The sequence below is a fragment of the Microvirga sp. VF16 genome (assembly GCF_016864375.1).
Classification (GTDB): Bacteria; Pseudomonadota; Alphaproteobacteria; order Rhizobiales; family Beijerinckiaceae; genus Microvirga.
This window is the reverse complement of the sequence record NZ_CP069354.1, coordinates 4,193,693-4,218,291: the sequence shown is the minus strand read 5'-3', so window position 1 is coordinate 4,218,291 and position 24,599 is coordinate 4,193,693. Positions and strand designations below refer to the sequence as shown.

At 63.7% G+C, this 24,599-nt stretch carries 24 protein-coding genes; 16 read left to right on the top strand and 8 right to left on the bottom strand.

What is annotated here, in order from left to right:
- Positions 1 to 37: 37 nt before the first annotated feature.
- A complete protein-coding gene (locus JO965_RS19720) occupies positions 38 to 529 on the top strand; it encodes a hypothetical protein (RefSeq protein WP_203440705.1) in 492 nt (163 codons plus the stop codon).
- Positions 530 to 535: 6 nt separating this feature from the next.
- Here JO965_RS19720 and moaB read toward each other — a convergent pair whose 3' ends face one another.
- From moaB to JO965_RS19700, 4 genes are all read right to left on the bottom strand, one after another.
- Entirely contained in the window at positions 536 to 1,090 is a 555-nt protein-coding gene (gene moaB, locus JO965_RS19715; RefSeq protein ID WP_203440704.1) for a molybdenum cofactor biosynthesis protein B, read from the bottom strand.
- 173 nt (positions 1,091 to 1,263) lie between these two features.
- A complete protein-coding gene (locus JO965_RS19710; protein WP_203440703.1) occupies positions 1,264 to 2,130 on the bottom strand; it encodes a neutral zinc metallopeptidase in 867 nt (288 codons plus the stop codon).
- Positions 2,131 to 2,219: 89 nt separating this feature from the next.
- Complete coding sequence (locus JO965_RS19705; protein WP_203440702.1) at positions 2,220 to 3,071, bottom strand: uracil-DNA glycosylase family protein; 852 nt, start codon at positions 3,069 to 3,071, stop codon at positions 2,220 to 2,222.
- A gap of 71 nt (positions 3,072 to 3,142) precedes the next feature.
- On the bottom strand, positions 3,143 to 3,709 hold the full coding sequence (locus tag JO965_RS19700; protein WP_203440701.1) for a methylated-DNA--[protein]-cysteine S-methyltransferase: 567 nt from the start codon (positions 3,707 to 3,709) through the stop codon (positions 3,143 to 3,145).
- 259 nt (positions 3,710 to 3,968) lie between these two features.
- Between JO965_RS19700 and JO965_RS19695 the strand changes: the two genes are divergently transcribed.
- From JO965_RS19695 to JO965_RS19685, 3 genes are all read left to right on the top strand, one after another.
- Positions 3,969 to 5,633 carry an electron transfer flavoprotein-ubiquinone oxidoreductase gene (locus JO965_RS19695; protein WP_203440700.1) on the top strand — a complete coding sequence of 555 codons (1,665 nt, stop codon included), beginning with the start codon at positions 3,969 to 3,971 and terminating at the stop codon, positions 5,631 to 5,633.
- Positions 5,634 to 5,907: 274 nt separating this feature from the next.
- Positions 5,908 to 7,695 carry a tetratricopeptide repeat protein gene (locus JO965_RS19690; RefSeq protein WP_203440699.1) on the top strand — a complete coding sequence of 596 codons (1,788 nt, stop codon included), beginning with the start codon at positions 5,908 to 5,910 and terminating at the stop codon, positions 7,693 to 7,695.
- 157 nt (positions 7,696 to 7,852) lie between these two features.
- Complete coding sequence (locus JO965_RS19685; RefSeq protein ID WP_203440698.1) at positions 7,853 to 8,716, top strand: 4-(cytidine 5'-diphospho)-2-C-methyl-D-erythritol kinase; 864 nt, start codon at positions 7,853 to 7,855, stop codon at positions 8,714 to 8,716.
- A 152-nt stretch (positions 8,717 to 8,868) separates the two neighbouring features.
- Here JO965_RS19685 and JO965_RS19680 read toward each other — a convergent pair whose 3' ends face one another.
- Complete coding sequence (locus JO965_RS19680) at positions 8,869 to 9,675, bottom strand: MetQ/NlpA family ABC transporter substrate-binding protein (protein WP_203440697.1); 807 nt, start codon at positions 9,673 to 9,675, stop codon at positions 8,869 to 8,871.
- Positions 9,676 to 10,019: 344 nt separating this feature from the next.
- Positions 10,020 to 11,039, bottom strand: coding sequence for a polyprenyl synthetase family protein (locus JO965_RS19675; RefSeq protein ID WP_203440696.1), 1,020 nt, complete (start codon positions 11,037 to 11,039; stop codon positions 10,020 to 10,022).
- Positions 11,040 to 11,151: 112 nt separating this feature from the next.
- Here JO965_RS19675 and JO965_RS19670 point away from each other — a divergent pair, with 112 nt between their 5' ends.
- Together JO965_RS19670 and JO965_RS19665 are read left to right on the top strand one after the other, a co-directional pair.
- Complete coding sequence (locus JO965_RS19670; RefSeq protein WP_203440695.1) at positions 11,152 to 11,376, top strand: DUF2007 domain-containing protein; 225 nt, start codon at positions 11,152 to 11,154, stop codon at positions 11,374 to 11,376.
- Positions 11,369 to 12,109 (top strand): tRNA1(Val) (adenine(37)-N6)-methyltransferase, encoded by a 741-nt coding sequence (locus JO965_RS19665; RefSeq protein ID WP_203440694.1) that lies wholly within the window; start codon positions 11,369 to 11,371, stop codon positions 12,107 to 12,109. The genes JO965_RS19670 and JO965_RS19665 overlap by 8 nt, the downstream gene beginning before the upstream one ends.
- 31 nt (positions 12,110 to 12,140) lie before the next feature.
- On the opposite strand, the gene JO965_RS19660 is transcribed toward JO965_RS19665, so the two are convergent.
- On the bottom strand, positions 12,141 to 12,467 hold the full coding sequence (locus JO965_RS19660; protein WP_203440693.1) for a hypothetical protein: 327 nt from the start codon (positions 12,465 to 12,467) through the stop codon (positions 12,141 to 12,143).
- A 163-nt stretch (positions 12,468 to 12,630) separates the two neighbouring features.
- Here JO965_RS19660 and JO965_RS19655 point away from each other — a divergent pair, with 163 nt between their 5' ends.
- The 8 genes from JO965_RS19655 to JO965_RS19620 all read left to right on the top strand — a co-directional run bounded on the left by JO965_RS19655 (position 12,631) and on the right by JO965_RS19620 (position 21,771).
- Positions 12,631 to 13,515 (top strand): S49 family peptidase, encoded by an 885-nt coding sequence (locus JO965_RS19655; RefSeq protein ID WP_246776626.1) that lies wholly within the window; start codon positions 12,631 to 12,633, stop codon positions 13,513 to 13,515.
- Positions 13,516 to 13,764: 249 nt separating this feature from the next.
- A complete protein-coding gene (locus JO965_RS19650; protein ID WP_203440692.1) occupies positions 13,765 to 14,706 on the top strand; it encodes a glycine--tRNA ligase subunit alpha in 942 nt (313 codons plus the stop codon).
- 44 nt (positions 14,707 to 14,750) lie between these two features.
- Positions 14,751 to 17,006, top strand: coding sequence for a glycine--tRNA ligase subunit beta (glyS, locus tag JO965_RS19645; RefSeq protein ID WP_203440691.1), 2,256 nt, complete (start codon positions 14,751 to 14,753; stop codon positions 17,004 to 17,006).
- A 185-nt stretch (positions 17,007 to 17,191) separates the two neighbouring features.
- Positions 17,192 to 17,833 (top strand): L,D-transpeptidase, encoded by a 642-nt coding sequence (locus JO965_RS19640; protein WP_203440690.1) that lies wholly within the window; start codon positions 17,192 to 17,194, stop codon positions 17,831 to 17,833.
- 38 nt (positions 17,834 to 17,871) lie between these two features.
- On the top strand, positions 17,872 to 18,159 hold the full coding sequence (locus JO965_RS19635; RefSeq protein ID WP_203440689.1) for a GIY-YIG nuclease family protein: 288 nt from the start codon (positions 17,872 to 17,874) through the stop codon (positions 18,157 to 18,159).
- Positions 18,160 to 18,447: 288 nt separating this feature from the next.
- A complete protein-coding gene (gene ppdK / locus JO965_RS19630; protein ID WP_203440688.1) occupies positions 18,448 to 21,126 on the top strand; it encodes a pyruvate, phosphate dikinase in 2,679 nt (892 codons plus the stop codon).
- The gene (locus JO965_RS19625; protein ID WP_203440687.1) at positions 21,123 to 21,398 is read left to right on the top strand and encodes a hypothetical protein; all 276 of its coding nucleotides are present in this window, start codon (positions 21,123 to 21,125) and stop codon (positions 21,396 to 21,398) included. Before ppdK ends, JO965_RS19625 begins: the two co-directional genes overlap by 4 nt.
- Before the next feature lie 22 nt (positions 21,399 to 21,420).
- Complete coding sequence (locus JO965_RS19620; RefSeq protein WP_203440686.1) at positions 21,421 to 21,771, top strand: GFA family protein; 351 nt, start codon at positions 21,421 to 21,423, stop codon at positions 21,769 to 21,771.
- Between the two features lie 66 nt (positions 21,772 to 21,837).
- Here JO965_RS19620 and JO965_RS19615 read toward each other — a convergent pair whose 3' ends face one another.
- Positions 21,838 to 22,239, bottom strand: coding sequence for a hypothetical protein (locus JO965_RS19615; RefSeq protein ID WP_203440685.1), 402 nt, complete (start codon positions 22,237 to 22,239; stop codon positions 21,838 to 21,840).
- Between the two features lie 121 nt (positions 22,240 to 22,360).
- Between JO965_RS19615 and JO965_RS19610 the strand changes: the two genes are divergently transcribed.
- Both JO965_RS19610 and JO965_RS19605 read left to right on the top strand, forming a co-directional pair.
- Positions 22,361 to 23,203, top strand: a complete 843-nt coding sequence (locus JO965_RS19610; protein WP_203440684.1) for a helix-turn-helix domain-containing protein — start codon at positions 22,361 to 22,363, stop codon at positions 23,201 to 23,203.
- Positions 23,204 to 23,285: 82 nt separating this feature from the next.
- Positions 23,286 to 24,545 (top strand): cell wall hydrolase, encoded by a 1,260-nt coding sequence (locus JO965_RS19605; protein ID WP_203440683.1) that lies wholly within the window; start codon positions 23,286 to 23,288, stop codon positions 24,543 to 24,545.
- Positions 24,546 to 24,599: the final 54 nt, after the last annotated feature.

Genomic DNA, 24,599 nt, shown 5'->3' with positions numbered 1-24,599 from the left:
TAGCGACGACATGGCGCCGAGGGGCTATAGTGTTCACATGATTACGGTTCTTGTTCGCGTCACGCACGGGCCCGAGGCCTTGGCTGCCACCTTGAGCGCCCTTGTTCCGGCCGTCGCCGCCGGGCTGATCGGCGATGCCGTCATCCTGACGGACAAGCTGGATGAAACCCTGGCGAAAGTGGCGGATGCCGCCGGCGCAACTTTGGTCATCGCGAAGCCCGGCTCATGGATCGAAGGAGCCAATGCTGCACGGCGCGATTGGCTGTTGTGTCTTGACGATGGCGACATCCCGCAGGAGGGCTGGATCCGGGTGCTCGACCGGTTCGTGGCGCTCTCCAAGCCCGAGCAGGGGCTGGCGCGGATGCGGCGTCAGCGGGCGGGTGTCATCAATGCGCTGGTCAACCTGTTCGCTCGCACATCGGTGCGGGGAGGCGATCTGGTCCAACGCCGCGTGCTGATGAACGAGATCAGGGCCCGCATACCCGTACGGCTTTCCGCCACCATCGAGCGCGATCCGGTATTCGGCTGAGTCGATTCAGCCCTTCAGCTTTCCGCGCTTCAGGTGCTCGTCGAGCCTCGGCATGATCTCGACGAAATTGCACGGCCGGTGCCGGTAATCGAGCTGATGGGCGAGAATACCGTCCCATGCATCCTTGCAGGCGCCGGGTGAGCCCGGCAGCACGAAGATGAAGGTCGTGCCGGCCACGCCCGCTGTCGCCCGCGACTGGATCGTCGAGGTGCCGACCTTCTCGTAGGAAATGCGGTGGAAGACGGCGGAAAAGCCCTCCATCCGCTTGTCGAACAGAGGCTCGATGGCCTCGGGCGTCACATCGCGACCGGTGAAGCCCGTGCCGCCGGTGGTGATGATCACGTCGACGGTGGGATCGGCGATCCAGGCCTGTATCCTGTCGCGAATCGCTTCCACATCATCCGGCACGATGGCCCGGTCCGCGAGTCGATGCCCAGCCTTTGTCAGCCGTTCGGCCAGCGTCGTACCCGATGTGTCATCCTCCAGCGAGCGCGTGTCGGAGATCGTCAGCACCGCGATGCTGAGGGAGATGAAGGGGAGGGATTCGTCGATGCCGGGCATGGAAAGCTCTCGTGTGATCGGCATCGTTCTAGCGCAGAGACGCTCAGGCTTCCACAAATGCCATCCCCGGACGAAGCGCCGCGAAGGTCCAGGATCGCTGAACGAGAAGGGCTCCTTATCCTGATGACGATCCCGGATCGCCTCTGGCGTCCGGGATGACGCTCAGCCTTTTCTTAAAGCCTGCTCGCCCTGAACGTATCGCAGGCCTGGATCTGCCCGGTCTTCAGTCCCGTCGTGAGCCAGCGCATGCGCTGCTCGGAAGAGCCGTGAGTGAAGCTGTCGGGCACCACGCGGCCTTGGCTTTGCTTTTGCAGCCGGTCATCGCCGATGGCTTCTGCTGCGCGGATCGCCTCCTCGATGTCGCCCGGTTCGAGCGATTGCCAGCGCTGATTGGAATGGTGCGCCCAGACGCCGGCGAGGCAATCCGCCATCAGCTCGACGCGCACGGAGAGCTGGTTGCCTTCCGCCTGCCCGACCTGACGCTGACGCTCCTGCACGCGCGGCAGGATGCCAAGCTCGTTCTCCACGTGGTGACCGACCTCGTGCGCGAGCACATAGGCATAGGCGAAGTCGCCGCCGGCGCGGAAGCGGCGTTGCATCTCCTCGAAGAAGGAGAGATCGATGTAAACGGTCTGGTCGAGCGGGCAGTAGAACGGACCCATGGCCGATTGCGCGCCGCCGCAGGCGGAGCGGGTGGCGTCCGAGAACAGCACAAGCTTCGGCGGATCGTATTTGATATTGACCTGCTGCGGTAGGACTGTGTTCCATACGTCCTCCGTGTTGCCGAGAACGGCCGAGGCGAAGCGGCCCATCTCGTCCTGCGGCGTGCCCTGGCGGCCCTGCTGTTGCTGCTGATAGCCGGAGCCGCCGCTCATCATCTCGGCGCCGCCGATGAGGATGCGCGGGTCGATGCCGAGCGCCCATCCGATAAGGCCCAGGATCACGATCGTTCCGATGCCGAGCCCGCCCGCGCCACCGGGCAGACCCATGCCACGACGATCTTCCACATTCGACGAGGTTCGAAAGTCTTCCCAGCGCATGATCCACCTTCCAGCCGCGGTATAAAGCTCCGCAGGGGCTTAAGGCTTAAGCATATGAACCGGTTCCGAAACTGGCTCGGACGAGAGCCTTACTCCCTGCCGTCGAGTGCGCGCCTCAGAGCCTGGAAGTCCCGCCAGCCGAGCCGCTTCTGCAGGGGCTGGCGCAGGAGATAGGCCGGGTGAAGGGTCGGCAGCGCCCTGATCTCGCGTCCGTCTTCGGTCTTGTAACTATACCAGCGTCCGCGCGAGCGGAGAATGCCATCCTTGATGCCCAAAAGATTTTGGGCGGCAGGACCGCCGAGGCAGAGCACGAATTCCGGGCTCGCCAGCTCGATCTGCCGCGCGATGAACGGCTTGCAGATCGCCACCTCCTGGGGAGTCGGCGTGCGGTTGCCCGGCGGGCGCCAGGGTACGATGTTGGCGACGTAGACCTGGGTGCGGTCGAGCCCGATGGTCGCGAGCATGCGGTCGAGCAATTGGCCGGAGCGGCCCATGAAGGGCTTCCCGATCCGGTCCTCGTCCGCGCCGGGCGCTTCGCCCACCAGCATGACACGGCCTTCCGGATTGCCGTCCGCGAAGGCGAGGTTCTTGGCCGAGAACTTCAGGGCGCAGCCGTCGAAGCCCGCGAGAATGGCCTCGAGCTCCTCCAGCGACTGTGCATGGCGTGCCTGTTCGCGAGCCATGCTCGCCACTTCCTCCGGCGCGCTCGCCGCCGCTTTCGGCAGGGCGCGGGGAGGGGGAGCAGAGGGGGAAGCCTTGGGTGAGGCCTGAGCCGCGGCCTTGGGTGAGGCCTGAGCCGCGGCCTTGGCAGGCGGGCGCTCGGCCTTCGGCTCGGCAAAGCGATTGTGCGGGGTCTCGTCGAGCGCGAGATCGACTCCCGCCTCGACATGGAAGTCGAGCAGCGCCTGGAGAGCGTCGCGGTCGGAAGGGAGATCCTGCATAGGGCCTATGTAAGCATTCCAAGGGCTGTGGACAACTCAGGACCCACAAAGGATCCCGACAGATCTTGCTCTCACGAGATCAGGTCGAAGAGGGTCGGGCTCTCATCTCGTCGGGCGCCTTCGATGGCGAGGAGGCGACGCTTGGTCGTGGCGCCGCCATTGGCCGAGAAGCCTCCGAGTTTGCCGTCCGCCGCGACGACCCGGTGGCAGGGGACGATGATGGCGAACGGATTGCGCCCGAGCGACTGCCCGATCGCCCGGGCGTTGTCGATGCCGAGCCGGGATGCGACCTCGCCGTAGGTCAGCACGCGGCCCGGCGGAATGCTGCGGGCGACCTCGTAAACGCGGCGGTCGAAGTCGGACACGCCGTCCATGTCCAATTGCACGTCGGACAGATCGCGTGCTTCACCGTGCAGCAGAGCCGTTACATCGGCGATGATGCCCTGAATGGTCGGTGAAGCCACGGCTTCGCAGATCCCGGGGAAGCGCTTGGCGATGCGGCCACGTGTTCTCGATACATCGTCCTCGGGAAGCTGAAAGCCGATGACGCCGCGCTCGTTCCAAGCAAGCCCGCAGAAGCCGATGGGCGTCTCGAAAAGCGTATAGAAAGCCGCGTGGTTGGACGGATGATCCTGCATGCCTTTTTGTAAACCTCCCATCGGTGTCGAACAACTCAGGATGACCTTTTCCACTGCATGATCGAGCCCGTCCATTTCCCTCGGAACAGACGGCATAATCGGGTTTCGGCATAACCTTATGCGGAAAGGGAACTTTCAGACGGGCCGCAATGAAGCTAGGACAGTTCCAAAGAAGGCTGCACTTGAGAAGTCGGCGAGATTGTTCATATGTAAACGATCTGGTCCTTGATGCTTCGAAGTCGCGTACAGGAGAACACTCATGTCCGATCTGCCCGCCCGTGAATCGATGGAGTTCGACGTTGTCATCGTCGGCGCCGGCCCTGCCGGTCTCGCGACGGCGATCCGGCTCAAACAGCAGGCGGCGCAAGCCGGGGCGGACCTCTCCGTGGTGGTGGTCGAGAAAGGCTCCGAGGTCGGAGCCCACATCCTCTCCGGCGCGGTGATCGACCCGATCGGCCTCGACGGCCTCCTGCCGGAGTGGCGCGAAGATCCCGACCGACCTCTGAAGACGCAGGTCACCGCCGACGAGTTCATGTATCTCGGCCATGCCGGCGGCGTGAAGTTCCCCAACGTGTTCATGCCCAAGCTCATGAGCAACCACGGCAATTTCGTCGGCTCGCTCGGCAATGTCGCCCGCTATCTCGGCCGCAAGGCGGAAGAACTCGGCGTCGAGATCTATCCCGGCTTCCCGGCCTCCGAAGTGCTGGTCGAGGACGGCAAGGTGGTCGGCATCGCCACCGGCGATATGGGCATCAGCCGCAATGGCGAGCCGAACGCCAACTTCACCCGCGGCATGGAGCTGCGCGCCAAGTACACGATTTTCGGCGAAGGCGCCCGCGGCTCGCTGACCAAGCAGATGGTCGAGCGCTTTGGTCTGAATGCGGGCCGTGACCACCAGAAATACGGGATCGGCATCAAGGAACTCTGGCAGGTGAAGCCCGAAAAATTCCGGCCGGGCCTGGTGCGCCATTCCATGGGCTGGCCGCTGCCCAACAATGCCGGCGGCGGCTCCTGGCTCTACCATTTCGACGACAATCTCGTCTCGGTCGGCTTCGTGGTGCATCTCAACTACAAGAACCCGACCCTGTCACCCTTCGACGAGTTCCAGCGCTTCAAGACGCACCCGATGGTGCGCGACGTGTTCGAGGGCGGCAAGCGCATCGGCTACGGGGCACGGGCGATCATGGAGGGTGGCTGGCAATCGGTGCCGCGCCTGAGCTTCCCGGGCGGCTGCCTGGTCGGCGACTCGGCCGGCTTCGTCAATGTGCCGCGCATCAAGGGCAGCCACAACGCGATCCTGTCGGGCATGCTCTGCGCCGATCACGTCTTCGCGGCGCTGCAGGCGGGCCGGGCCCATGACGAGATCGCATCCTACGAGGAAGCCTGGCGCTCCTCGCCGATCGGCTACGATTTGAAGCGGGTGCGCAACGTGAAGCCGCTCTGGTCGCGCTACGGCACCGCCATCGGGGTGGCGCTCGGCGGCCTCGACATGTGGCTGACCGAGATCTTCAACTGGTCGCCCTTCGGCACCATGAAGCACGGCAAGCCGGATCACGAGTGCTTGCTGCCGCTCTCTGAGGTGACGCCGATCAAGTACGACAAGCCGGACGGCGTGCTGACCTTCGACAAGCTGTCCTCGGTGTTTTTGTCGAACACCAACCACGAGGAGGACCAGCCGGTCCATCTCAAGGTCAAGGATCCCGCCCTGCAGAAGGCCTCCGAGCACGATGTCTATGGCGGCCCCTCGCAGCGCTACTGCCCGGCGGGCGTGTATGAGTGGGTCGAGGGCGAGGGCGGCGTGCGCTATCAGATCAATGCCCAGAACTGCGTCCACTGCAAGACCTGTGACATCAAGGACCCGAACCAGAACATCAACTGGGTCACGCCCGAAGGTGGCGGCGGGCCAAACTACGTCAATATGTGACATTATTCGCCGGTTGGCGGTCATCCCGGACGCCGCAGGCGATCCGGGATCGCAAAAGAACATAGCGCCATTCTCGTCCTGTGATCCCGGGTTCTGCTCCGCAGCCCGGGATGACGCTTTGTTGTTTCTGGCCTTACCCACTCCCTCACGCGGCTTTTACGTCCCCAGCGGCAATTGTCCCCTTGCGGCCACTGGAGGGAGACGCCATTCTCCGGCCTGATTTGACGCACATCTCCACCATCAAGAGATGTTGCGATGATTGGAGCCGCGCTTCGTGCCCACTTTGAAACTGCCTTTGGCCCGTAAGGGCCTGCCTGCACTGATGCTTATGGCTGCCGGCCTGCTGGCCGCGCCGGCCGTAGCCGCGAATACGGAAGACGAGATCGTGAGGCCCGCCCAGAGCCTGGAGGGCAACTATCTTTCGGCCTATGTGGCAGGCTCCGCGCGGGATACCGAGGCTGCGACCATCTTCTTCCGCGAGGCGATCCAGGAGGATCCTCGCAACCAGGAGCTTCTGGAGCGTGCCTTCGTGGCTTTCCTGGCCAACGGCTCCATGACCGAGGCTGTCCGCGCGGCTGAGCGCCTGTCCGCCCAGGACCCGTCGAACAACCTGGCGCAGTTCGCCCTCGCGGTCCGCTCCCTCAAGAGCCAGAAATATGCCGATGCCCGGTCGCGCCTCACGAAGGGCGCCCGCGGCCGTCAGGCGGATCTGACGGCGACGCTTCTGACCGCCTGGACCTATGCCGGCTCCAAGGACGGCAAGCAGGCGCTGGCCACCGTCGACAAGCTTAAGAACGAGCGCGCCTTCGACCAGTTCAGGGAATACCACGCCGCCCTGATCGCGGACGTGGTCGGCAACCCGACCGAGGCCGAGAAGCGCTTCAAGGCAGCCTATGAGGGCGAGCGCAACACCCTCCAGGTGGTCGATGCCTATGGCCGCTTCCTGGCCAAGCGCGGCCGCAAGGATGAGGCTCTGAAGATCTACCAGGCCTTCGACGAGGTGGCGCCTCGCCACCCGATCGTCCGCGCGGCCGTGAAGGCCCTGGAGGAGGGCAAGCCCCTCACACCGCTTGTCACCAATGCGCAGGACGGCGCGGCGGAACTGCTCTACGGCCTCGGCGTCGTCGGCAATACGCAGGGCGACGAGCTCACCGCCATCATCTATCTGCGACTTGGTCTCGATCTGAAGGGCGATCATCCGCTCGCCCTCGTGACACTCGGCGACGTCTACGAGCGCCTGAAGCAATACGACAAGGCCAACGCGATCTTCGAGAAAATCCCGAAGGATTCGCCCGTGCGGCCGAGCGCCGACATCTCCATCGGGCACAATTTCGAGCTGATGGGTCGGGGCGAGGACGCGATTTCTCATCTCGAGAAGCTCATGAAGGAGCGTCCGGACGATGTGGAAGTCGTCATGGCGCTCGGCAACGTGCAGCGCTCGCGCAAGAAATTCGCCGAGGCCGCCGAAACCTATTCCAAGGCGATCAACCTCATTGGCCAGCCCGAGCGCGGCCACTGGATCCTCTACTTCTATCGCGGCACATCCTACGAGCGCGCGAAGCAGTGGGACAAGGCGGAGACCGATCTGAAAAAGGCCCTGGAACTCGTTCCCGAGGGGCTTCCGGCCGGCCGGGCGCAGGTGATGAATTACCTGGCCTATTCCTGGGTCGACCAGAACATGAATATCGACGAGGCCTTCAAGATGCTCACGAAGGCCGTGGAGCTCGCGCCCCGCGACGGAATGATCATCGACTCGCTCGGCTGGGCCTATTACCGCATGGGCCGCTACGACGACGCCGCGCGCGAACTGGAAAAGGCCGTGGAGTTGAAGCCGGGCGATCCGACCATCAACGATCATCTGGGCGACGCCTATTGGAAGGTCGGGCGCAAGGTCGAGGCGAAATTCCAGTGGGACCACGCCAAGTCTTCCGATCCCGAGCAGGAGGAATTGGTGAAGATCCTCAAGAAGATCGATAACGGTCTCGAAGAGGAGCCGAAGCCGGCCGCCGCCGAGAACGTGCCTGCGCCCCAGCCGGAAGCGCCGAAGAAGAACGGCGGGTAATCTCCACGTTTATTATATTGATCTCATGGCCGGGCTCGTACCGGCCATTTTCTTTTCTGAGACGCTTTACACTGTCATTCCGCGGGGCCTGCGGAATGACAGTGTAGCGTTAGAGGCAATCCTTCCCAACGGCCCCGCTCTCGGGCATTGAGACGCCATGCTTCAGCCGCTTGCAACCCGCGCGCCCGCCAAAATCAACCTGACGCTCCACGTGCTTGGGCGCCGGGCGGATGGCTATCATGAGCTGGAGAGCCTCGTGGCCTTCGCCGGCACGGGCGACGATCTGCGGCTCGAGCCTGGAGCAGGGCTGGCGCTTGAGGTCAGCGGCCCGACCGCCTCTCTCGCCGGAAGCGATGCCGACAATCTCGTCCTGAAGGCAGCGCGTCTTCTGGCGGATCGTGTGAGAGGCCTGCGGCTCGGCACCTTCCACCTGACGAAGCGCCTGCCGGTGACGGCCGGGATTGGCGGCGGATCATCCGACGCGGCGGCCGCCCTGCGGCTGCTGGCACGTCTTAATGACCTGCCGCTGTCTCACCCTGCCGTGCGCGAAGCAGCGCGCCTGACGGGTGCGGATGTGCCCGTTTGCCTGGAGCCGAGGGCGCGCATGATGCGCGGTGCAGGTGAGGAACTCGGCGCACCTCTGAACCTGCCGCGCCTGTTCGCCGTGCTAGTCAATCCACGCGCGCCGGTCGAGACGCCGGCGGTGTTCAAAGCGCTTGGGTTGCAGCTCGGTCAGAATCTGGCGGGAGCGAGTCATCCGAGCGTTGAGCGAAGTGCGCTGATCGATGCTTTGAAAAGCGCGCGCAACGATCTCGAACCGCCTGCACTGCAAATTCAGCCCCTGATCGGCGAAGCGCTCGCTCTGTTGCAGGAAACGGCAGGCTGTCGCTTGGCGCGCATGTCGGGCTCGGGTGCGACCGTGTTTGGGATCTATGACAATTGCGAGGTCGCTGCCGAAGCCGCGAAGGCCATCAGGCGCGTGCGGCCGGATTGGTGGGTGAAGGCGACGAGCCTTCGGTAAATGCCATTCTCGCCGTCATCCCCGGGCTTGTCCCGGGGATGACGTCTTTGCTGTGCTGAGGTTCTTAAAACGTGAATGGCCGGGACTGATCCCCGGATCAAGTCCGGGGACGGCCATGACGTAGAGATATCAGAGTTGCATTGAAGCGTTTCTTACCACGCCGGGATGATGGCGCCCTTGAAGCGCTCTTCCAGGAACTTCGCGACTTCCGGCGACTGATAGGATTCCACGAAGGTCTTGATCTCCGAGCGGTTGTCGCCCTGACGGGCGGCGATGAAGTTGGCGTAGGGATTGCCCTCGCGCTTCTCCACCGCGATCGTGTCCTTGCGGATGTCGAGACCGGCATTGAGCGCGTGGTCGGTGTTGATCACGGCCGCATCGAGATCGGGCAGGGCGCGCGGCAGTTGCGCCGCATCGAGCTCGGAGAATTTCACATTCTTCGGGTTCTCAGCAATGTCGAGCAGGCTCGGCGACAGACCCTTGCCGTCCTTGATCTTGATCACGCCTTGAGCGGCAAGCAGGTTGAGCGCGCGGCCGCCATTGCTCGGATCGTTCGGAATTCCGATCTTGGCGCCGCTCAGTAGATCGGCGACGCCCTTCACCTTGGACGAATACAGTCCGATGGGCTGCACGAAGGTGAAGCCGACGGGGACGATCTTGTAGCCGCGGGCCGCGATCTGCGCGTCGAGATAGGGCTTGTGCTGGAAGGCGTTGGCGTCGAGGTCCTTGCGCTCCAGCGCCTCGTTGACGAGAGCGTAATCGGAGAAGGGCACGAGTTCGACATTCAGACCTTTCGTGGCCGCGACCTTCTTGACGACCTGCGCCACTTCTTCCTCGGCGCCGGACATGACGCCGACCTTGATGCTCTTCTGCTGGGCGGTGGCCGGCAGTGCGGCGGCAACGACGGCACTGATGGCGAACGAAGCGGACAACAGGGTGCGACGGGAGAAAACGGACATGGGAGGTCTCTTTCAGACAGAGTTCGTCGCGGCTTCAACACGAAGCCGGACAGGTTGTTCGAGCGTTTGGGAGATTTCAGGCCGCGATGCGACGACAGCGTTCAGCCGGGAAAGGCTGACAAGAAGGCGTGAATTGAAGATGCGTCATGGCCATCGATCCTCGTGAACCACGAGGCGGAGATACGCCCGTGGCGCTTTAGCCTTTGGTCACGCGGGGCAAGCTGCTCGTCTCAAATCGCCGCGGCCGTGAGGTGGCGAATGCCGCCTCACAACAAGATTGTTTTTACCGCTTCAGGACTTTATGTCAACCGTTTTGTTCTGTAAAAAGAACAGAGCTGCTATGCTCAATAGGCTCGGGCGATGCAGAACTCGACAGCATCGAGCAGGGCCTGCTTCATCGGGCTCGACGGGAAGAGAGCAAGCGCATCGCGGGCCATGGCGCCGTAATGGCGGGCACGTTCGACGGTGTCCTCCAGCGCGCGGTGACGGCGCATGATGGCAATGGCCTGTTCGAGATCCGCATCCTCGATGTCGCCCTGTTCGAGCACGCGCTTCCAGAAGGCGCGTTCCTCGTCCGTGCCGCGACGGAAGGAGAGGACCACGGGGAGGGTGATTTTTCCTTCGCGGAAATCGTCGCCCACGTTCTTGCCGAGCGTCGCGGCCTTGCCACCGTAATCGAGTGCGTCGTCCACGAGTTGGAAGGCGATGCCGAGATTCATGCCGTAGGAACGGCAGGCAGCCTGTTCGGCCTTAGGGCGACTGGCGATGACGGGCCCGACCTCGCAGGCGGCGGCGAAGAGTTCCGCTGTCTTGCCGCGAATGACTGCGAGATATTCGTCTTCGGTCGTTTCGGTGTTCTTGGCGGCGGCGAGCTGCATCACCTCGCCCTCGGCGATCACGGTCGCGGCGGCGGAGAGGATGTCGAGGGCGCGCAAGGAACCCACTTCCACCATCATGCGGAAGGCCTGGCCGAGCAGGAAATCGCCGACGAGCACGCTCGCCTCATTGCCCCATTTGATTCGGGCCGCAATCTTGCCGCGGCGCATGTCGCTCTCGTCCACCACGTCGTCGTGGAGGAGGGTGGCCGTGTGCATGAACTCGACGGAGGCCGCGAGCTTCACATGCCCGTCACCCTGGTAGCCGGAGAGGCCGGCGGTCGCGAGCGTCAGCATGGGCCGCAGGCGCTTACCGCCGGAGGAGATCAGGTGGTTCGCCACTTCCGGGATCATCGTGACCTCGGAGCCCGTGCGCGACAGGATCATCGCATTGACCCGTTCCATGTCGGAGGCCACAAGGGACACGAGCTTCTCGATGCTCGCATTCTTCTCGGGATGCTTGTCTTCGAACGGAACGACGACGCCCACGTCTCACTACCCGGGTTGCCGGCCAGTTTGGCCGGTAGGAATATCAGTCACCGGCATGGCACTTTCCATGCTGCAATGCAAACGCTTACCGCAGGGGAAGGATCTCAAGCCGATGGTCGAAATCGTCCGCACCAACGATCTCGTTCTGATCGGCTTCCTACAATCCCTCTTGGAAAACGCCAATATCCCGGTTCTCGTCGCCGACATGCATATGAGCGCTCTGGAGGGCATGATCGGCGCCTTCCCCCGCCGCATCCTCGTGCCCGAGGATCATCTGGCGCAGGCGCGCCGCCTGATCAGCGATGCCGGGTTAGAGGCTGAGCTGCGGCATGGTTGAGATCACGGAAGATTTATTGCTGGGCGAGCGCGTTCACCTCGTCCAGCCGGCCAAGGGACACCGCGCCGGCACCGATGCGGTGTTGCTCGCGGCCTCCGCCCCGGCAATGCCGGGCGATGTGGTCGTAGATGTAGGCGCGGCGACCGGCGCCGTCGGTCTCATGGTGGCGGCAAGAGAAAAGAAGGGGCGCTTCGTCTTCGTGGAGCGGGATCCGGCTCTCGCGGAATTCTGCCGCCGGAACTGCCAGGACAACGGTGTTGAGGGCCAAGTGGCGGTCGCGGATGTGCTGGACAAGGCTTCGCGCCTGGCTGCGGGACTCAATCCGGAAGGAGCCGATCTCGTCCTCACCAATCCGCCCTTCTTGGAGGAGGGACAGGCCCGGATCTCGCCCGACCGGGGCCGGGCGGCGGCTCATGCCCTCCCTGCGGGTGGTCTTGAGGCCTGGCTCAAGGCTTGCACGGGGCTTCTCAAGCCCAAGGGCCGGTTCGTGATGATCCACAGGGCGGATCGGGTGGCTGAATGCCTTCATATTCTGGAAAAATGGCTCGGGGGCTTGGAACTCCGCTTCGTCCATCCGAGCGCCGAGAAGCCTGCGATTCGCTTCCTGATCTCCGGCATCAAAGGCAGCCGGGCTCCCTTGAGCATCCTGCCGCCGCTGATCCTGAATGGTCCCGACGGGCAGTTCACCCTGCAGGCCGAGGCCCTGCATCGGGGCGAGGCCAATCTCTTATGAAGAAGGGCGCCTTTCGGCGCCCTCAGTCGATTTACCAGCGATAGCCGGGTCTGCCGACCGTACGGCAGACCTCGACCGGACGACGCACCCAGCGATAGCCATTCCAGGCCCGCCGCGACTCGACCCAGCAGCGGCGCGCGGTGCGGACGGGACGGTAAGCTCCATACGGACGCCCATAATAGGGACGTCCATAATAGCGACGTCCGTAATAGGGTCGCCCGTACTGAACAGTCACAACCGGCGCAGGTCCCCCGTAGCCATACCCCCGATAGTAGGGCTGCGCCTCAGCCGGCTGTACTGACAGTGCACCGAATCCCAGGGCCGCAAAACCAAGAAGGCCGAACATCAGCTTACGCATTCATTCTCTCCTCAACTCCGCCCAGACACCGACTGAAACGATGTCGCGACCGGGCTGTTGTCCATGATGAAGATTTAAACGGTCTTAACTGAACGCAGACCGACAATTTCCCTAACGGTATGTTCATCTTGGGAAGCCGGGCCGTGCACCCTACATAGAGGCTATGGCACAAACAGCGTTCTCCTCCATGCTTCCGGCACGTCTGCAATTCCTTCTTCCGAGCAAGTACCGCACCTATCCTAATCCCATCGTGTCCGTCGTGCGCCTGTCGGGTCCCATCGGCGCCATCATGCCCCTGCGGACGGGCCTCGCCATGTCGAGCGTGGCGCCACTTCTGGAGCGTGCCTTCTCGGTGCCGGGCGCGAAGGCGGTGGCGCTCGTCATCAACTCGCCGGGCGGATCGGCGGCGCAATCGCACCTGATCTTCAAGCGCATTCGGGCCTTTGCGGAGGAGAAGAAACTTCCCGTCATCGCCTTCGTGGAGGATGCGGCGGCCTCCGGCGGCTACATGATCGCCTGCGCGGCGGATGAGATCTATGCCGATCCGGCCTCCATCGTCGGCTCCATCGGGGTCGTCTCTGCGAGCTTCGGCTTCCACGAGCTGATCGAGCGCATCGGCGTCGAGCGACGGGTGCACACGGCCGGCAAGAGCAAGGCGATGCTCGATCCGTTCCGGCCCGAGAACCCGGATGACGTGGTGCGCCTGAAAGGGCTCCAGCGCCAGATCCATCAAGTCTTTGAGAACCTCGTCCGTGACCGCCGGGGTGAAAAGCTCAACGATTCCTATGACGATCTGTTTTCCGGCGCCTTCTGGGTCGGAGCGGAGGCGGTCGATCTCGGTCTCATCGACGGTCTCGGCGATATCCGCACCATCCTGCGCCAGCGCTTCGGCGAGAAGGTCCAGTTCCGCATGATCGAACCCGCCCGCCCGCTGCTGCTCGGCCGCTTGCTGGGGCGCCGTTCGCTCAACCAGGGCAGCCTCATCGATCCCGGCGAGATAGTGGGAGCCCTCGAAGAGAGGGCCGCCTGGGCGCGGCTGGGGCTTTAAGCCTGCCCCTGTCATTCCGGGGCGGCCAAAGGCCGAGCCCGGAATCCATAAACACCACGTCTCAAGACAGGGCGAGGAGCGTCACGCCCTTTTTGCGTTGTTAGCGGTTATGGATTCCGGGCTCCGCTCCGCGGTCCCGGAATGACAGTGCGGAGGTTGCGAGGCTCCCAAATGGCCCCAGCGCTTGACTTGGGCCGCCCATCATCCCAAGGGTTCGCCTGACATTTTTGAGACAAACCGGACGCCGACATGACGAGCGAACCCGCGCATATGAACCCTGCGCGCTCTTTCCAGGGCCTCATCCTCACGCTCCAGCGCTACTGGGCCGAACAGGGCTGCGTCGTCCTCCAGCCCTACGACATGGAGGTCGGTGCGGGTACGTTCCACCCGGCCACCACCTTGCGGGCGCTTGGTCCCAAACCCTGGCGCGTGGCCTATGTGCAGCCCTCCCGCCGCCCGAAGGACGGGCGCTACGGCGAGAACCCGAACCGACTCCAGCACTACTACCAGTTCCAGGTGATCCTGAAGCCGAACCCGCCGAACCTGCAGGAGCTCTATCTCGGTTCGCTGAAAGCCATCGGCATCGATACGAGCGTCCATGACATCCGCTTCGTAGAGGACGATTGGGAGAGCCCGACGCTCGGCGCCTGGGGGCTTGGCTGGGAATGCTGGTGCGATGGCATGGAAGTGTCGCAGTTCACCTACTTCCAGCAGGTGGCCGGCTTCGAGTGCTCGCCGGTCGCAGGCGAACTGACCTACGGCCTTGAGCGCCTCGCCATGTATCTGCAGGGCGTGGAATCGATCTACGACCTCAACTTCAATGGGCTCGAAGGCGACCGGAAGGTCACCTACGGCGATGTCTTCTTGCAGGCCGAGCAGGAATATTCGCGCCACAACTTCGAATATGCCGACACGGAGATGCTGTTCCGGCATTTCCGCGACGCGGAAGCCGCCTGCCGCAAGTATCTCGCGGACGGCGAGCCGAAGCCCGGTTCCAACGATAACCGCCATCTGATGGCGCTGCCGGCCTACGACCAGTGCATCAAGGCCAGCCACGTGTTCAATCTCCTCGACGCCCGCGGCGTGATCTCCGTCACCGAGCGCCAGAGCTACATCCTGCGCGTCCGCGAACTGGCGAAAGCCTGCGGCGCCGCATGGCTGAAGACCGAGGGCGGAGGCGTGGCGGCTTGATTGCTGCCTCCATCCGTTTCCTTCCTCAGACATAAAGTTCTCCGATGCCCGATCTTCTCCTCGAACTCTTTTCTGAAGAAATCCCCGCCCGCATGCAGCGCCGTGCAGCAGAGGATTTGAAGAAGCTTGTGACCGATGCGCTCGTGGAGCGTGGTTTTCTCTATGAGGGCGCCAGGGCCTTCGCCACGCCGCGTCGTCTGGCGCTGCACATCGCAGGCTTGCCCGTGAAGGGGCAGGACGTGCGTGAGGAGCGCAAAGGTCCACGCGTCGGCTCGCCGGATGCGGCGATCCAGGGCTTCCTGAAGGGTGCGGGGCTTTCTTCCATCGAGCAGGCGAAGATCGAGAGCGATCCGAAGAAGGGCGAGTTCTACGTCGCTATCATCGAGAAGCCCGGCCGCTCGACGCCGGACGTGCTGGCGGAGATCCTGCCCGGCATCGTCAAGAACTTCCCCTGGCCGAAATCCATGCGCTGGGGCGCGGCGTCCGCTGAGCCCGGCTCGCTCCGCTGGGTGCGCCCGCTTCATTCCGTCATCTGCACCTTCGGGCCCGAGACGGAGGATCCGGAGGTGGTGCGGTTCGACATCGATGGCATCACCACAGGCGATGTCACCAGGGGCCATCGTTTCCTCGCGCCGGACGAGATCCGTGTGAAGCGCTTCGACGATTACGCGCCGGCGCTGGAGCGCGCGAAGGTCGTGATCGACACCGATCGCCGCAAGGACATGATCCTGCACGACGCGAAAGATCTCGCCTTCGCGCAAGGACTCGAACTCGTCGAGGATGAAGGCCTGCTCGAAGAGGTTGCCGGCCTGGTAGAATGGCCTGTGGTGCTCATGGGCTCGTTCGACGAAGCTTTTCTCGACATCCCTCCGGAGGTGATCCGCACCACGATCCGCGCGAACCAGAAATGCTTCGTGCTGCGCGATCCCAACACCGGCAAGCTCGCCAACAAGTTCCTGCTCACCTCGAATCTCGTCGCCAGCGACGGCGGCAAGACCATCGTCGGCGGCAACGAGCGCGTGGTGCGCGCGCGCCTCTCCGATGCGAAATTCTTCTGGGAGACGGACCAGAAGGTGAAGCTGGAAGACCGGCTGGAGAAGCTGAAATCCATCATCTTCCACGAGAAGCTCGGCACGCAATACGAGCGCGTGGAGCGCATCGCGGCGTTGGCCAAGGAACTGGCGCCTGTCGTCGGTGCCGATCCTGAACTCGCAGAGCGCGCCGCGCGTCTCGCCAAGGCCGATCTCGTCACCGAGATGGTGGGCGAGTTTCCCGAACTGCAGGGCCTGATGGGCCGCTATTACGCGACGCTGCAGGGCGAGCACCCGTCCATCGCAGCCGCCGTCGAGGAGCATTACAAGCCGCTCGGTCCGTCCGACCGCGTGCCGACCGATCCAGTCTCGGTGGCTGTGGCGCTTGCCGACAAGATCGATACGCTCGTCGGCTTCTGGGCCATCGACGAGAAGCCGACGGGATCGAAGGATCCGTATGCGCTTCGCCGCGCGGCTCTCGGCGTGATCCGGCTGGTGCTGGAGAACAATCTCAAGCTGCCGCTGATCTCCCTGCTGGCGAAACCCTTCGCTCGCGACGCGAAGGACGTTCTCTTCGAGGAATTCATGCAGGCCAAGAAGCTTGTGGAAGCCATCGAGGGCAGCGCTCTCGCCGGGCTCGTCAATCATCCGACGCTGCCGGATCTCGAATCCATCTTCCGGCAGCGGCAATTGGGGAATTCCGAGAGCCTGGCGCGCATCATGTATGTGCGCGCGCTCGACCTTCTCTCGTTCTTCGCCGACCGCCTCAAAGTCTATCTCCGCGACCAGGGTGCGCGCCACGATCTCATCGATGCCGTGTTCTCGCTGGAAGGACAGGATGACCTGCTCATGATCGTCCGCCGCGTGGAGGCGCTGGGCCGCTTCCTCGACACGGAGGACGGCAAGAACCTGCTCGCGGGCTATCGCCGTGCGGCCAATATCCTGCGCATCGAGGAGAAGAAGGACGGCCGCTCCTACAACGAGGCACCCGATCTTCAGATCGTGAACGATCAGGGGCAGATCGAGGAGAAGGCGCTCGCCGTGGTCCTTCACGGGGCCAAGGAAGAGGCGAAGACGGCTGTCGAAGCAGAGGATTTCGAGGGCGCGATGCGCGCCCTGTCCCGCCTGCGTCAGCCCGTGGACGCGTTTTTCGACAAGGTGACCGTCAATGCGGAGGATCCGGCGCTTCGGGCCAACCGCCTGCGGCTCCTCAACGACATCCGCGAGGCGACCCGCACGGTGGCGGACTTCTCTCGCATCGAGGGATAGAAATCTCTGCCGACGGCCGCTCGGGTCCGTCGGCAGGGACATCCACTCAATCCGAAAGAGGAAAGTTCCCTCCTCCTTGGAGACCATCCTCGGGAGTTAATTCATGTTAAGGTGTGGCGCGAGGGGCACAGCCAACTGGCCACCTAGGCTCTAGGTAGGCGGCAACTGATTCATTCAGAAGACCGATGATGATTCGACGCCTCCTGATTGCCGCTCTTCTGAGCGCTCCTCTCGCTGCTTGCCAGACCGCCCAGCAACAGCCGGTCGCCACGGCGGGCGATTCCGCCTGGTATATCGGCTCCATTCCGGACAAGCCGCACAACATCCCGCTGGTCGACCGCCGCAAGATGGAGGCGAAGTACGCCCGCCAGACGGTCGAGTACAAGGGCCCCGAGAAGGCGGGCTCCATCGTGGTCGATATCGATGAGCGCATGCTCTATCTCGTCCAGCCCGAGGGCAAGGCAATCCGCTACGGCGTCGGCGTCGGCAAGCAGGGCTTCTCCTGGAGAGGCATTGCGTCAGTCGGTCGCAAGGGCGTGTGGCCGAACTGGTCGCCCACCAAGACCATGGTCGGCATCAAGCCGGACCTGCCGCGCTACATGGAAGCCGGGATCGACAATCCGCTCGGCGCCCGCGCCCTCTATCTGCACCAGAACGGCGCCGACACGCTGTTCCGCATCCACGGCACCAACGAGCCCTGGAGCATCGGCGAACAGGTCTCCTCCGGCTGCGTGCGCATGCTGAACGAGGATGTCGCCGACCTCTACGAGCGCGTCCCCGTCGGCACGACGGTCTATGTGAAGCGCAACGGGCGCTACCGGGTTTGAGACAAGGCGGCCTTCGGGCCGCCTTTTTCGTTAGGGCCATGACGTATTACGTCTACATGCTCGCAAGCGGTCGCCATGGTACATTGTATATCGGCGTAACGAACGATCTCGTGCGACGTATCTGCGAGCATAAGACAAAGATTATCAAAGGCTTCACCTCGAAATACGACGTAACTCGCCTCGTCTGGTATGAGTCCTATGAAAGAATCGATGAGGCGATTACCCGCGAAAAAGCTCTGAAGAAATGGCAGAGAGACTGGAAGATCCGTCTGATCGAGGAAATGAACCCCGAATGGGAAGATCTCTACCTCATCCTAAACCGGTAAAGCTCTGTCATTCCGGGGCGACCATAGGTCGAGCCCGGAATCCATAGCCGCTGACGATGCAGAATAATACGCGACGCGGATCGCCTCACCTTGAGCCGTCGTGTTTATGGATTCCGGGCTCCGCTGCGCGGCCCCGGAATGACAGGGGCAGTCGGGCGCTCGTGGCTGGAACCTTGCCCTCCTGAAATTTCCCGGAACCTCGGCTGTTCAGCTTGCGTTTGGGCTCCACATGTTTCAAGCCAACACCTGCGCTGCAGCAGGGCGTATTCAGAGCCAAGGGATCGAGCGATGACGCAGTGGGTCTATACCTTCGGGGACGGTAAGGCCGAGGGCCAGGCGGGAATGAAGAACCTGCTCGGCGGCAAGGGGGCCAATCTGGCCGAGATGTCCAACTTAGGCCTGCCGGTGCCTCCGGGCTTCACCATCACGACGGAAGTCTGCACCTATTACTACGACCACGGCCGCTCCTATCCCGAGGAGCTGAAGACCCAGGTCGCCAATGCCCTGGATTTCGTGGGAAAGCTCACCGGCCGCACCTTCGGCGATGCCGCCAATCCGCTCCTCGTCTCCGTCCGCTCCGGTGCCCGGGCCTCCATGCCCGGCATGATGGACACGGTGCTCAATCTCGGCCTCAACGACGTCACCGTCGAGGCGCTCGCCAAGGGCGCCGGCGACGAGCGCTTCGCCTACGACTCGTATCGCCGCTTCATCACCATGTATTCCAACGTGGTGCTCGACATCGAGCACCACCATTTCGAAGAAATCCTCGACGAGTACAAGGACCGCAAGGGCTATACCCTCGACACGGACATGAGTGCTGCAGACTGGAAGGCCATTCTCCCGCGCTACAAGGCGCTGGTCGAGAAGGAGCTCGGAAAACCCTTCCCGCAGGAGCCGCAGGAGCAGCTCTGGGGCGCCATCGGCGCCGTGTTCGGCTCGTGGATGAACAACCGCGCCATCAAGTACCGTGAGCTGCACGCCATCCCGGCGAGCTGGGGCACGGCGGTGAACGTGCAGGCGATGGTGTTCGGCAACATGGGCGAGACCTCGGCCACCGGCGTGGCGTTCACCCGCAATCCCTCGACCGGCGAGAAGGAGCTCTACGGCGAGTTCCTGATCAACGCGCAGGGCGAGGACGTGGTGGCGGGCATCCGCACGCCGCAGGACATCACCGAGAAGGCCCGCATTGCATCCGGTTCCGACAAGCCTTCGATGGAAGGCGCGATGCCCGAGGCTTACAACGAGCTGGTACGCATCTACGGCATCCTCGAGAAACATTACCGTGACATGCAGGACATGGAATTCACGGTCGAAACGGGCAAGCTCTGGATGCTCCAGACCCGCAACGGCAAGCGCACGGCGAAAGCCGCCTTGCGCATCGCCGTGGAGCTCGCAAGCGAAGGCCTGATCACGCAGGAAGAGGCGATCACCCGCGTCGAGCCGGCGGCCCTCGACCAATTGCTGCATCCCACCATCGATCCCAAGGCCGAGCGCAAGATCCTCGCCAGCGGCCTGCCGGCCTCGCCGGGTGCTGCGTCCGGCGAGATCGTGTTCAACTCGGACGATGCGGAAGCGGCCAGGAAGGCCGGTCACAAGGTCATTCTGGTGCGCGTCGAGACTTCGCCTGAGGACATCCACGGCATGCACGCGGCGGAGGGCATCCTGACCACCCGCGGTGGCATGACCTCGCACGCCGCCGTGGTGGCCCGCGGCATGGGCAAACCCTGCGTCTCGGGCGCCGGATCGATCCGCGTCGATTATGCCAAGCAGACGCTGACGGTGGCGGGGCAGACGCTGAAGAAGGGTGATGTGCTGACCATTGACGGTTCCAACGGCCAGGTGCTGCTCGGCCAGGTGGAGATGCTGCAGCCGGAGCTGTCGGGCGAGTTCGCCACCCTCATGGGCTGGGCCGACAAGGTGCGCCACATGAAGGTGCGCGCCAACGCGGAAACGCCGCTCGACGCCAAGACCGCGCGCAACTTCGGCGCGGAGGGCATCGGGCTCTGCCGCACGGAGCACATGTTCTTCGAGGGCGACCGCATCGTTGCTGTGCGCGAGATGATCCTCTCCGACGACGAGGCTGGCCGCCGGGCGGCGCTTGCCAAGCTGTTGCCGATGCAACGCCAGGACTTCGTCGAGCTGTTTTCGATCATGAGCGGTCTGCCCGTCACGATCCGCCTGCTCGATCCGCCGCTGCACGAGTTCCTGCCGCATTCGGAAGAGGAGATGGAGGAGGTGGCAAGGGCCATGAACGCCTCCGTCGACAAGCTCAAGCACCGCGCCCGCGAGCTGCACGAGTTCAACCCGATGCTCGGCTTCCGCGGCTGCCGTCTGGCCGTCGCTTACCCTGAGATCGCCGAGATGCAGGCGCGCGCGATCTTCGAGGCGGCGGTGGAAGCCGGCAAGACGACGGGCCGGCCGGTCGTGCCGGAGGTCATGGTGCCGCTGGTGATGACGAAGGCGGAACTCGACCTTGTGAAGGAGCGCATCGTCGCCATGGCGGAAGCCGTGGCCAAGGAAAGCGGTGTCGCCGTCGAGTATCAGGTCGGCACCATGATCGAGCTGCCGCGTGCAGCCCTGCGTGCGGCTGAGATCGCGGAATCGGCGGAGTTCTTCTCGTTCGGCACCAACGATTTGACGCAGACGACGCTCGGCATCTCGCGCGACGATGCGGCGTCGTTCCTCGGCCCATACACGCAGAAGGGCCTGCTGCCGGCTGATCCGTTCGTGACCATCGATCAGGAGGGGGTCGGCGAGTTGGTGAAGCTCGCAGTGGAGCGCGGCAAGAAAACCCGTAGCAACATCAAGCTCGGAATCTGCGGTGAGCACGGCGGCGATCCGGCGTCGATCCATTTCTGTCAGTCGGTCGGACTCGACTACGTGTCCTGCTCGCCCTACCGCGTGCCGATCGCCCGCCTTGCGGCCGCGCAGGCGGCGCTCGGCAACAAGGCTGCGAGCCAGGCGTGACGATGATGGCTCTGTCGCGTGTCCGCTTGCTCTACATCGTCGCGGTGCTGGCCTCCGGCATCGCGATCGGGTTCGTCGTGTTGCAGCAGCCCCATCTGCAGCAGGCCGCCGTACCGCCGGCGGCCTGGCCCTTTGCCGTGTCGCTGGTGCTCGATCTCATCATCGGCCAGATGGCGGCGCAGGGTAAGGTCGAGCCGCTCACGATGGGCGATCGATTCGTTGCGGTCATTGGTGCTGGTTTGATCGTGACCGCGATGGTAGCTTTGGGATAACAATCTCGAAGAGGGGGCAAAGATGGCGTTGCACAAGGGTTCCTGCCATTGCGGCAAGGTGGCGTACGAGGTCGAGACGGATCTCGAACAGGTGATCGAGTGCAACTGCTCCATCTGCAGCCGGCGGGGCTATCTGCTCACCTTCGTGCCGCGCGGTGCGCTGAATGTGCTGCGCGGTGAAGAAGATCTCACGACCTACACCTTCAACACGCACACCATCCACCATCGCTTCTGCTCCACCTGCGGCGCAGCAACCTTCGGCGAAGGCAAGCAGCCGACGGGCGAAGCCACGGCGGCGATCAACGTACGCTGCCTGGAGACGGTGAACCTGTCGGACATCAAGCCGATCCCGTTCAACGGACGGGATCGATAGGGACGGTCCGTATCGTCATCCCGGATCAGCTTGCGTCGTCCGGGATGACGCGCGATGTGTTGAGGCTCACGCTACCGCTTCTGCCGACCGGCGCAGGCCCACATACTGGAATTCCGCATACATCAGCACCACGAGCGCCTGCGCGATCACGAAGGCATAGCCTGCGCTTGTCGGTGACACCCATCCGCTGGCCAGGAGCAGGAAGCTGTCGGCAACCCACAGCGCATTGCCGAACACCACCGCCCAGGCGATGGGCTTCAGGATCTGCTCGCGCAAGCCGAGCCAGCCGATGAAGGCCGCATAGGGCAGGAGCACGGCACCTGCGATGCGCAGGAGCACCTCCGGCAGCCCGAAGATGCCGCTTAGCGGCCCGGCACCGATCAGCATCATGAGGCCGAAGGCGGCGCTGGTGGTTGCATCCGCCACGAGAGCCTGGCGAAGAAGGGGGGAAGATTGGATCGTCATCATGGCTGTCTCCTTTGACCGGTTGAGAGCTTCAACCTTGCTCCAAGGATTTCGGAAGGAGTGAGCGCCGTCGATTACCTCCGAGGTCATGGAAGATGAGCGCCGCTCACGCTATGGTCCGCCCATGACAACAGCGAGCACCCGACCCGTGACCACCGTCCCCCATGTAGGCGATTACCTGCGTGAATGGCGCCAGCGCCGCCGCCTCAGCCAAATGGATCTTGCACTCGAAGCCGAGATCTCCACGCGGCACCTGAGCTTTCTCGAAACCGGCCGCTCGCAGCCGAGCCGCGAGATGGTGCTGTTGCTGGCGGAGAAACTCGACATGCCGCTGCGCGAGCGCAACATCATGCTGGTCTCGGCGGGCTTCGCGCCGGTCTATTCGCAGCGCTCCCTCGACGACCCGGCGCTGGAAAGCATGCGCCAGGCCGTGGACCTCGTGCTGAAAGGTCACGACCCCTATCCCGCGCTCGCCGTCGACCGGCACTGGTCGCTGGTGTCCGCGAACGATGCGCTCGTCTCGCTGATCGGCGATGTCGACCCGGCCCTGATGAAGCCGCCGGTCAACGTTCTGCGTCTGAGCATCCATCCGGCGGGCCTTGCGCGGCGCATCGTGAACTTCACCGAATGGCGCAGCCATCTGGTGCAGCGCCTGCACAAGCAGGTGGATGCGACAGGCGATGCGGTTCTGGCCGCCTTGATCGAGGAACTGCGTGCCTACCCGACACCCGATGCGGCTGCGCGGGCTCCGAGGACAAGCCATGATTACGCAGGCATCGTCGTGCCGCTGCAGATCATGACGGAGGAGGGTGTTCTGACGCTCTTCAGCACCACCACGATCTTCGGCACGCCGGTGGATGTGACCTTGTCGGAACTCGCCATCGAGGCCTTCTTCCCGGCCGATCCCGAAACGGGCCTCGCGCTGCGGCGTCTCGCGGAGAAGCGTCAGGCTGCCGCAGCCGGGTGAGGAGAGCCCGGCCTTAACCACCCATCAACTTTAACCCGCGATAACTTTAAGACATCGGAGCCCTCCTGCTGGATGCTCCGAGATGTTCAAGAGTTTTTGCAGGGTGTTGCGCGTGCGTCTTCCGTATCGTCGATCTCGGGTGAAATGGATCTGCGCCACGACGGCTCCCTGGGCGCTGGCGACCGGCCTCCTGATCTCGTTCACGGCCTCGGCCAGCAACGATCTGCATTCAGGCGTGAGCTTCGCGCCGCGCAGCGCGACCGCCCGTTTGGTCGACACCGCGCTCATCCCACCCACCGGCGCCTCCCTCGCGGGGGGGAAGCTCGGGATCGATCGGGACATCCTTCGTTCCCTGCCGCGTTACGACCTGCCCGATGAGACGGCCGATTCCGCGCCCCTCAAGGCCGACAGGAAGGCCGATATCAGCGCCGATGCCATCGTCGACCGCTCGCTGAAGAGCAACCCGCTGGTGGCGCCGCATGCCACCCTGTCCCGCCGCGCCAGGCAGTTGCGTCCGACGCTCAATGAGGTCGGCAGCGCGCGGCTGCTCTATGGCCAGGACGAGCGGCTCCTGCCGCCGACCGTTCTCATGGAAGGACAGCTCGAGGCGCCTGAGACGGAGCAGGTCTTCGAGCCCTGGCAGGCGCCCGAATTCACCACGACCCGCCAGGCCACCTCGGTGCAGTCCCCGGCGGCAGCTGCAGCAGGTTCTACCGGCGCCTCGGCAAGCCCGACGACTCCCATGGTCAGGCGCGCCATCGCCCTGTCCTCGACGACGCCGGCGCCGGTCGACGCGACGCCCATCGAGATCGCGGCGGCTCCCGTCTCCCTGCAATCGCCGCGCCTCGACCGCGCTGATAGTGACCTCTCCATCTTGCTGAAGAGCGACGACACGGATCGTCCGCGCTACGCAGACTTGATCGATCCGGACAACCTGGGCAAAGAGCAGCGCTGCCTGGCCGAGGCCGTCTATTTCGAAGCCCGCAGCGAATCCGTGGAAGGGCAGGCCGCGGTGGCTCAAGTGGTGCTCAACCGCGTGAAGAGCGGGCTTTATCCCTCGTCGATCTGTGGCGTGGTCTACCAGAACAGGCATCGCCATCTCGCCTGCCAGTTCACCTTCGCCTGCGAAGGCAAGGCCCTGCGCATCCGCGATACCGAGTCCTGGGAGCGCGCCAAGAGCGTCGCGAGTGCGGTGCTCGAGGGCAAGACCTATCTCGCCGATGTGGGCGGAGCCACGCACTACCACGCGGACTACGTCAGACCTTACTGGGCGCGGCGTTTGAAGAAGATGGATGTGATCGGACGGCACATCTTCTACAAGCTTCGTCCCGGTCAGACCTGACAGGCAGCGTGCAAGTTCATCTGACACTTGCGGGAATGAATGGGAAATGGCTGA

Coding starts and splice junctions, on each gene's coding strand:
- JO965_RS19650 (WP_203440692.1), top strand. CDS start 13,765: ATGACGAGCGAACCCGCGCATATGAACCCTGCGCGCTCTTTCCAGGGC.
- JO965_RS19655 (WP_246776626.1), top strand. CDS start 12,631: ATGGCACAAACAGCGTTCTCCTCCATGCTTCCGGCACGTCTGCAATTC.
- glyS (WP_203440691.1), top strand. CDS start 14,751: ATGCCCGATCTTCTCCTCGAACTCTTTTCTGAAGAAATCCCCGCCCGC.
- JO965_RS19620 (WP_203440686.1), top strand. CDS start 21,421: ATGGCGTTGCACAAGGGTTCCTGCCATTGCGGCAAGGTGGCGTACGAG.
- JO965_RS19720 (WP_203440705.1), top strand. CDS start 38: ATGATTACGGTTCTTGTTCGCGTCACGCACGGGCCCGAGGCCTTGGCT.
- JO965_RS19635 (WP_203440689.1), top strand. CDS start 17,872: ATGACGTATTACGTCTACATGCTCGCAAGCGGTCGCCATGGTACATTG.
- JO965_RS19695 (WP_203440700.1), top strand. CDS start 3,969: ATGTCCGATCTGCCCGCCCGTGAATCGATGGAGTTCGACGTTGTCATC.
- JO965_RS19610 (WP_203440684.1), top strand. CDS start 22,361: ATGACAACAGCGAGCACCCGACCCGTGACCACCGTCCCCCATGTAGGC.
- moaB (WP_203440704.1), bottom strand. CDS start 1,090: ATGCCCGGCATCGACGAATCCCTCCCCTTCATCTCCCTCAGCATCGCG.
- JO965_RS19710 (WP_203440703.1), bottom strand. CDS start 2,130: ATGCGCTGGGAAGACTTTCGAACCTCGTCGAATGTGGAAGATCGTCGT.
- JO965_RS19615 (WP_203440685.1), bottom strand. CDS start 22,239: ATGATGACGATCCAATCTTCCCCCCTTCTTCGCCAGGCTCTCGTGGCG.
- JO965_RS19640 (WP_203440690.1), top strand. CDS start 17,192: ATGATGATTCGACGCCTCCTGATTGCCGCTCTTCTGAGCGCTCCTCTC.
- JO965_RS19680 (WP_203440697.1), bottom strand. CDS start 9,675: ATGTCCGTTTTCTCCCGTCGCACCCTGTTGTCCGCTTCGTTCGCCATC.
- JO965_RS19700 (WP_203440701.1), bottom strand. CDS start 3,709: ATGCAGGATCATCCGTCCAACCACGCGGCTTTCTATACGCTTTTCGAG.
- JO965_RS19605 (WP_203440683.1), top strand. CDS start 23,286: ATGTTCAAGAGTTTTTGCAGGGTGTTGCGCGTGCGTCTTCCGTATCGT.
- JO965_RS19705 (WP_203440702.1), bottom strand. CDS start 3,071: ATGCAGGATCTCCCTTCCGACCGCGACGCTCTCCAGGCGCTGCTCGAC.
- JO965_RS19665 (WP_203440694.1), top strand. CDS start 11,369: ATGGTTGAGATCACGGAAGATTTATTGCTGGGCGAGCGCGTTCACCTC.
- JO965_RS19685 (WP_203440698.1), top strand. CDS start 7,853: ATGCTTCAGCCGCTTGCAACCCGCGCGCCCGCCAAAATCAACCTGACG.
- JO965_RS19670 (WP_203440695.1), top strand. CDS start 11,152: ATGGTCGAAATCGTCCGCACCAACGATCTCGTTCTGATCGGCTTCCTA.
- JO965_RS19660 (WP_203440693.1), bottom strand. CDS start 12,467: ATGCGTAAGCTGATGTTCGGCCTTCTTGGTTTTGCGGCCCTGGGATTC.
- ppdK (WP_203440688.1), top strand. CDS start 18,448: ATGACGCAGTGGGTCTATACCTTCGGGGACGGTAAGGCCGAGGGCCAG.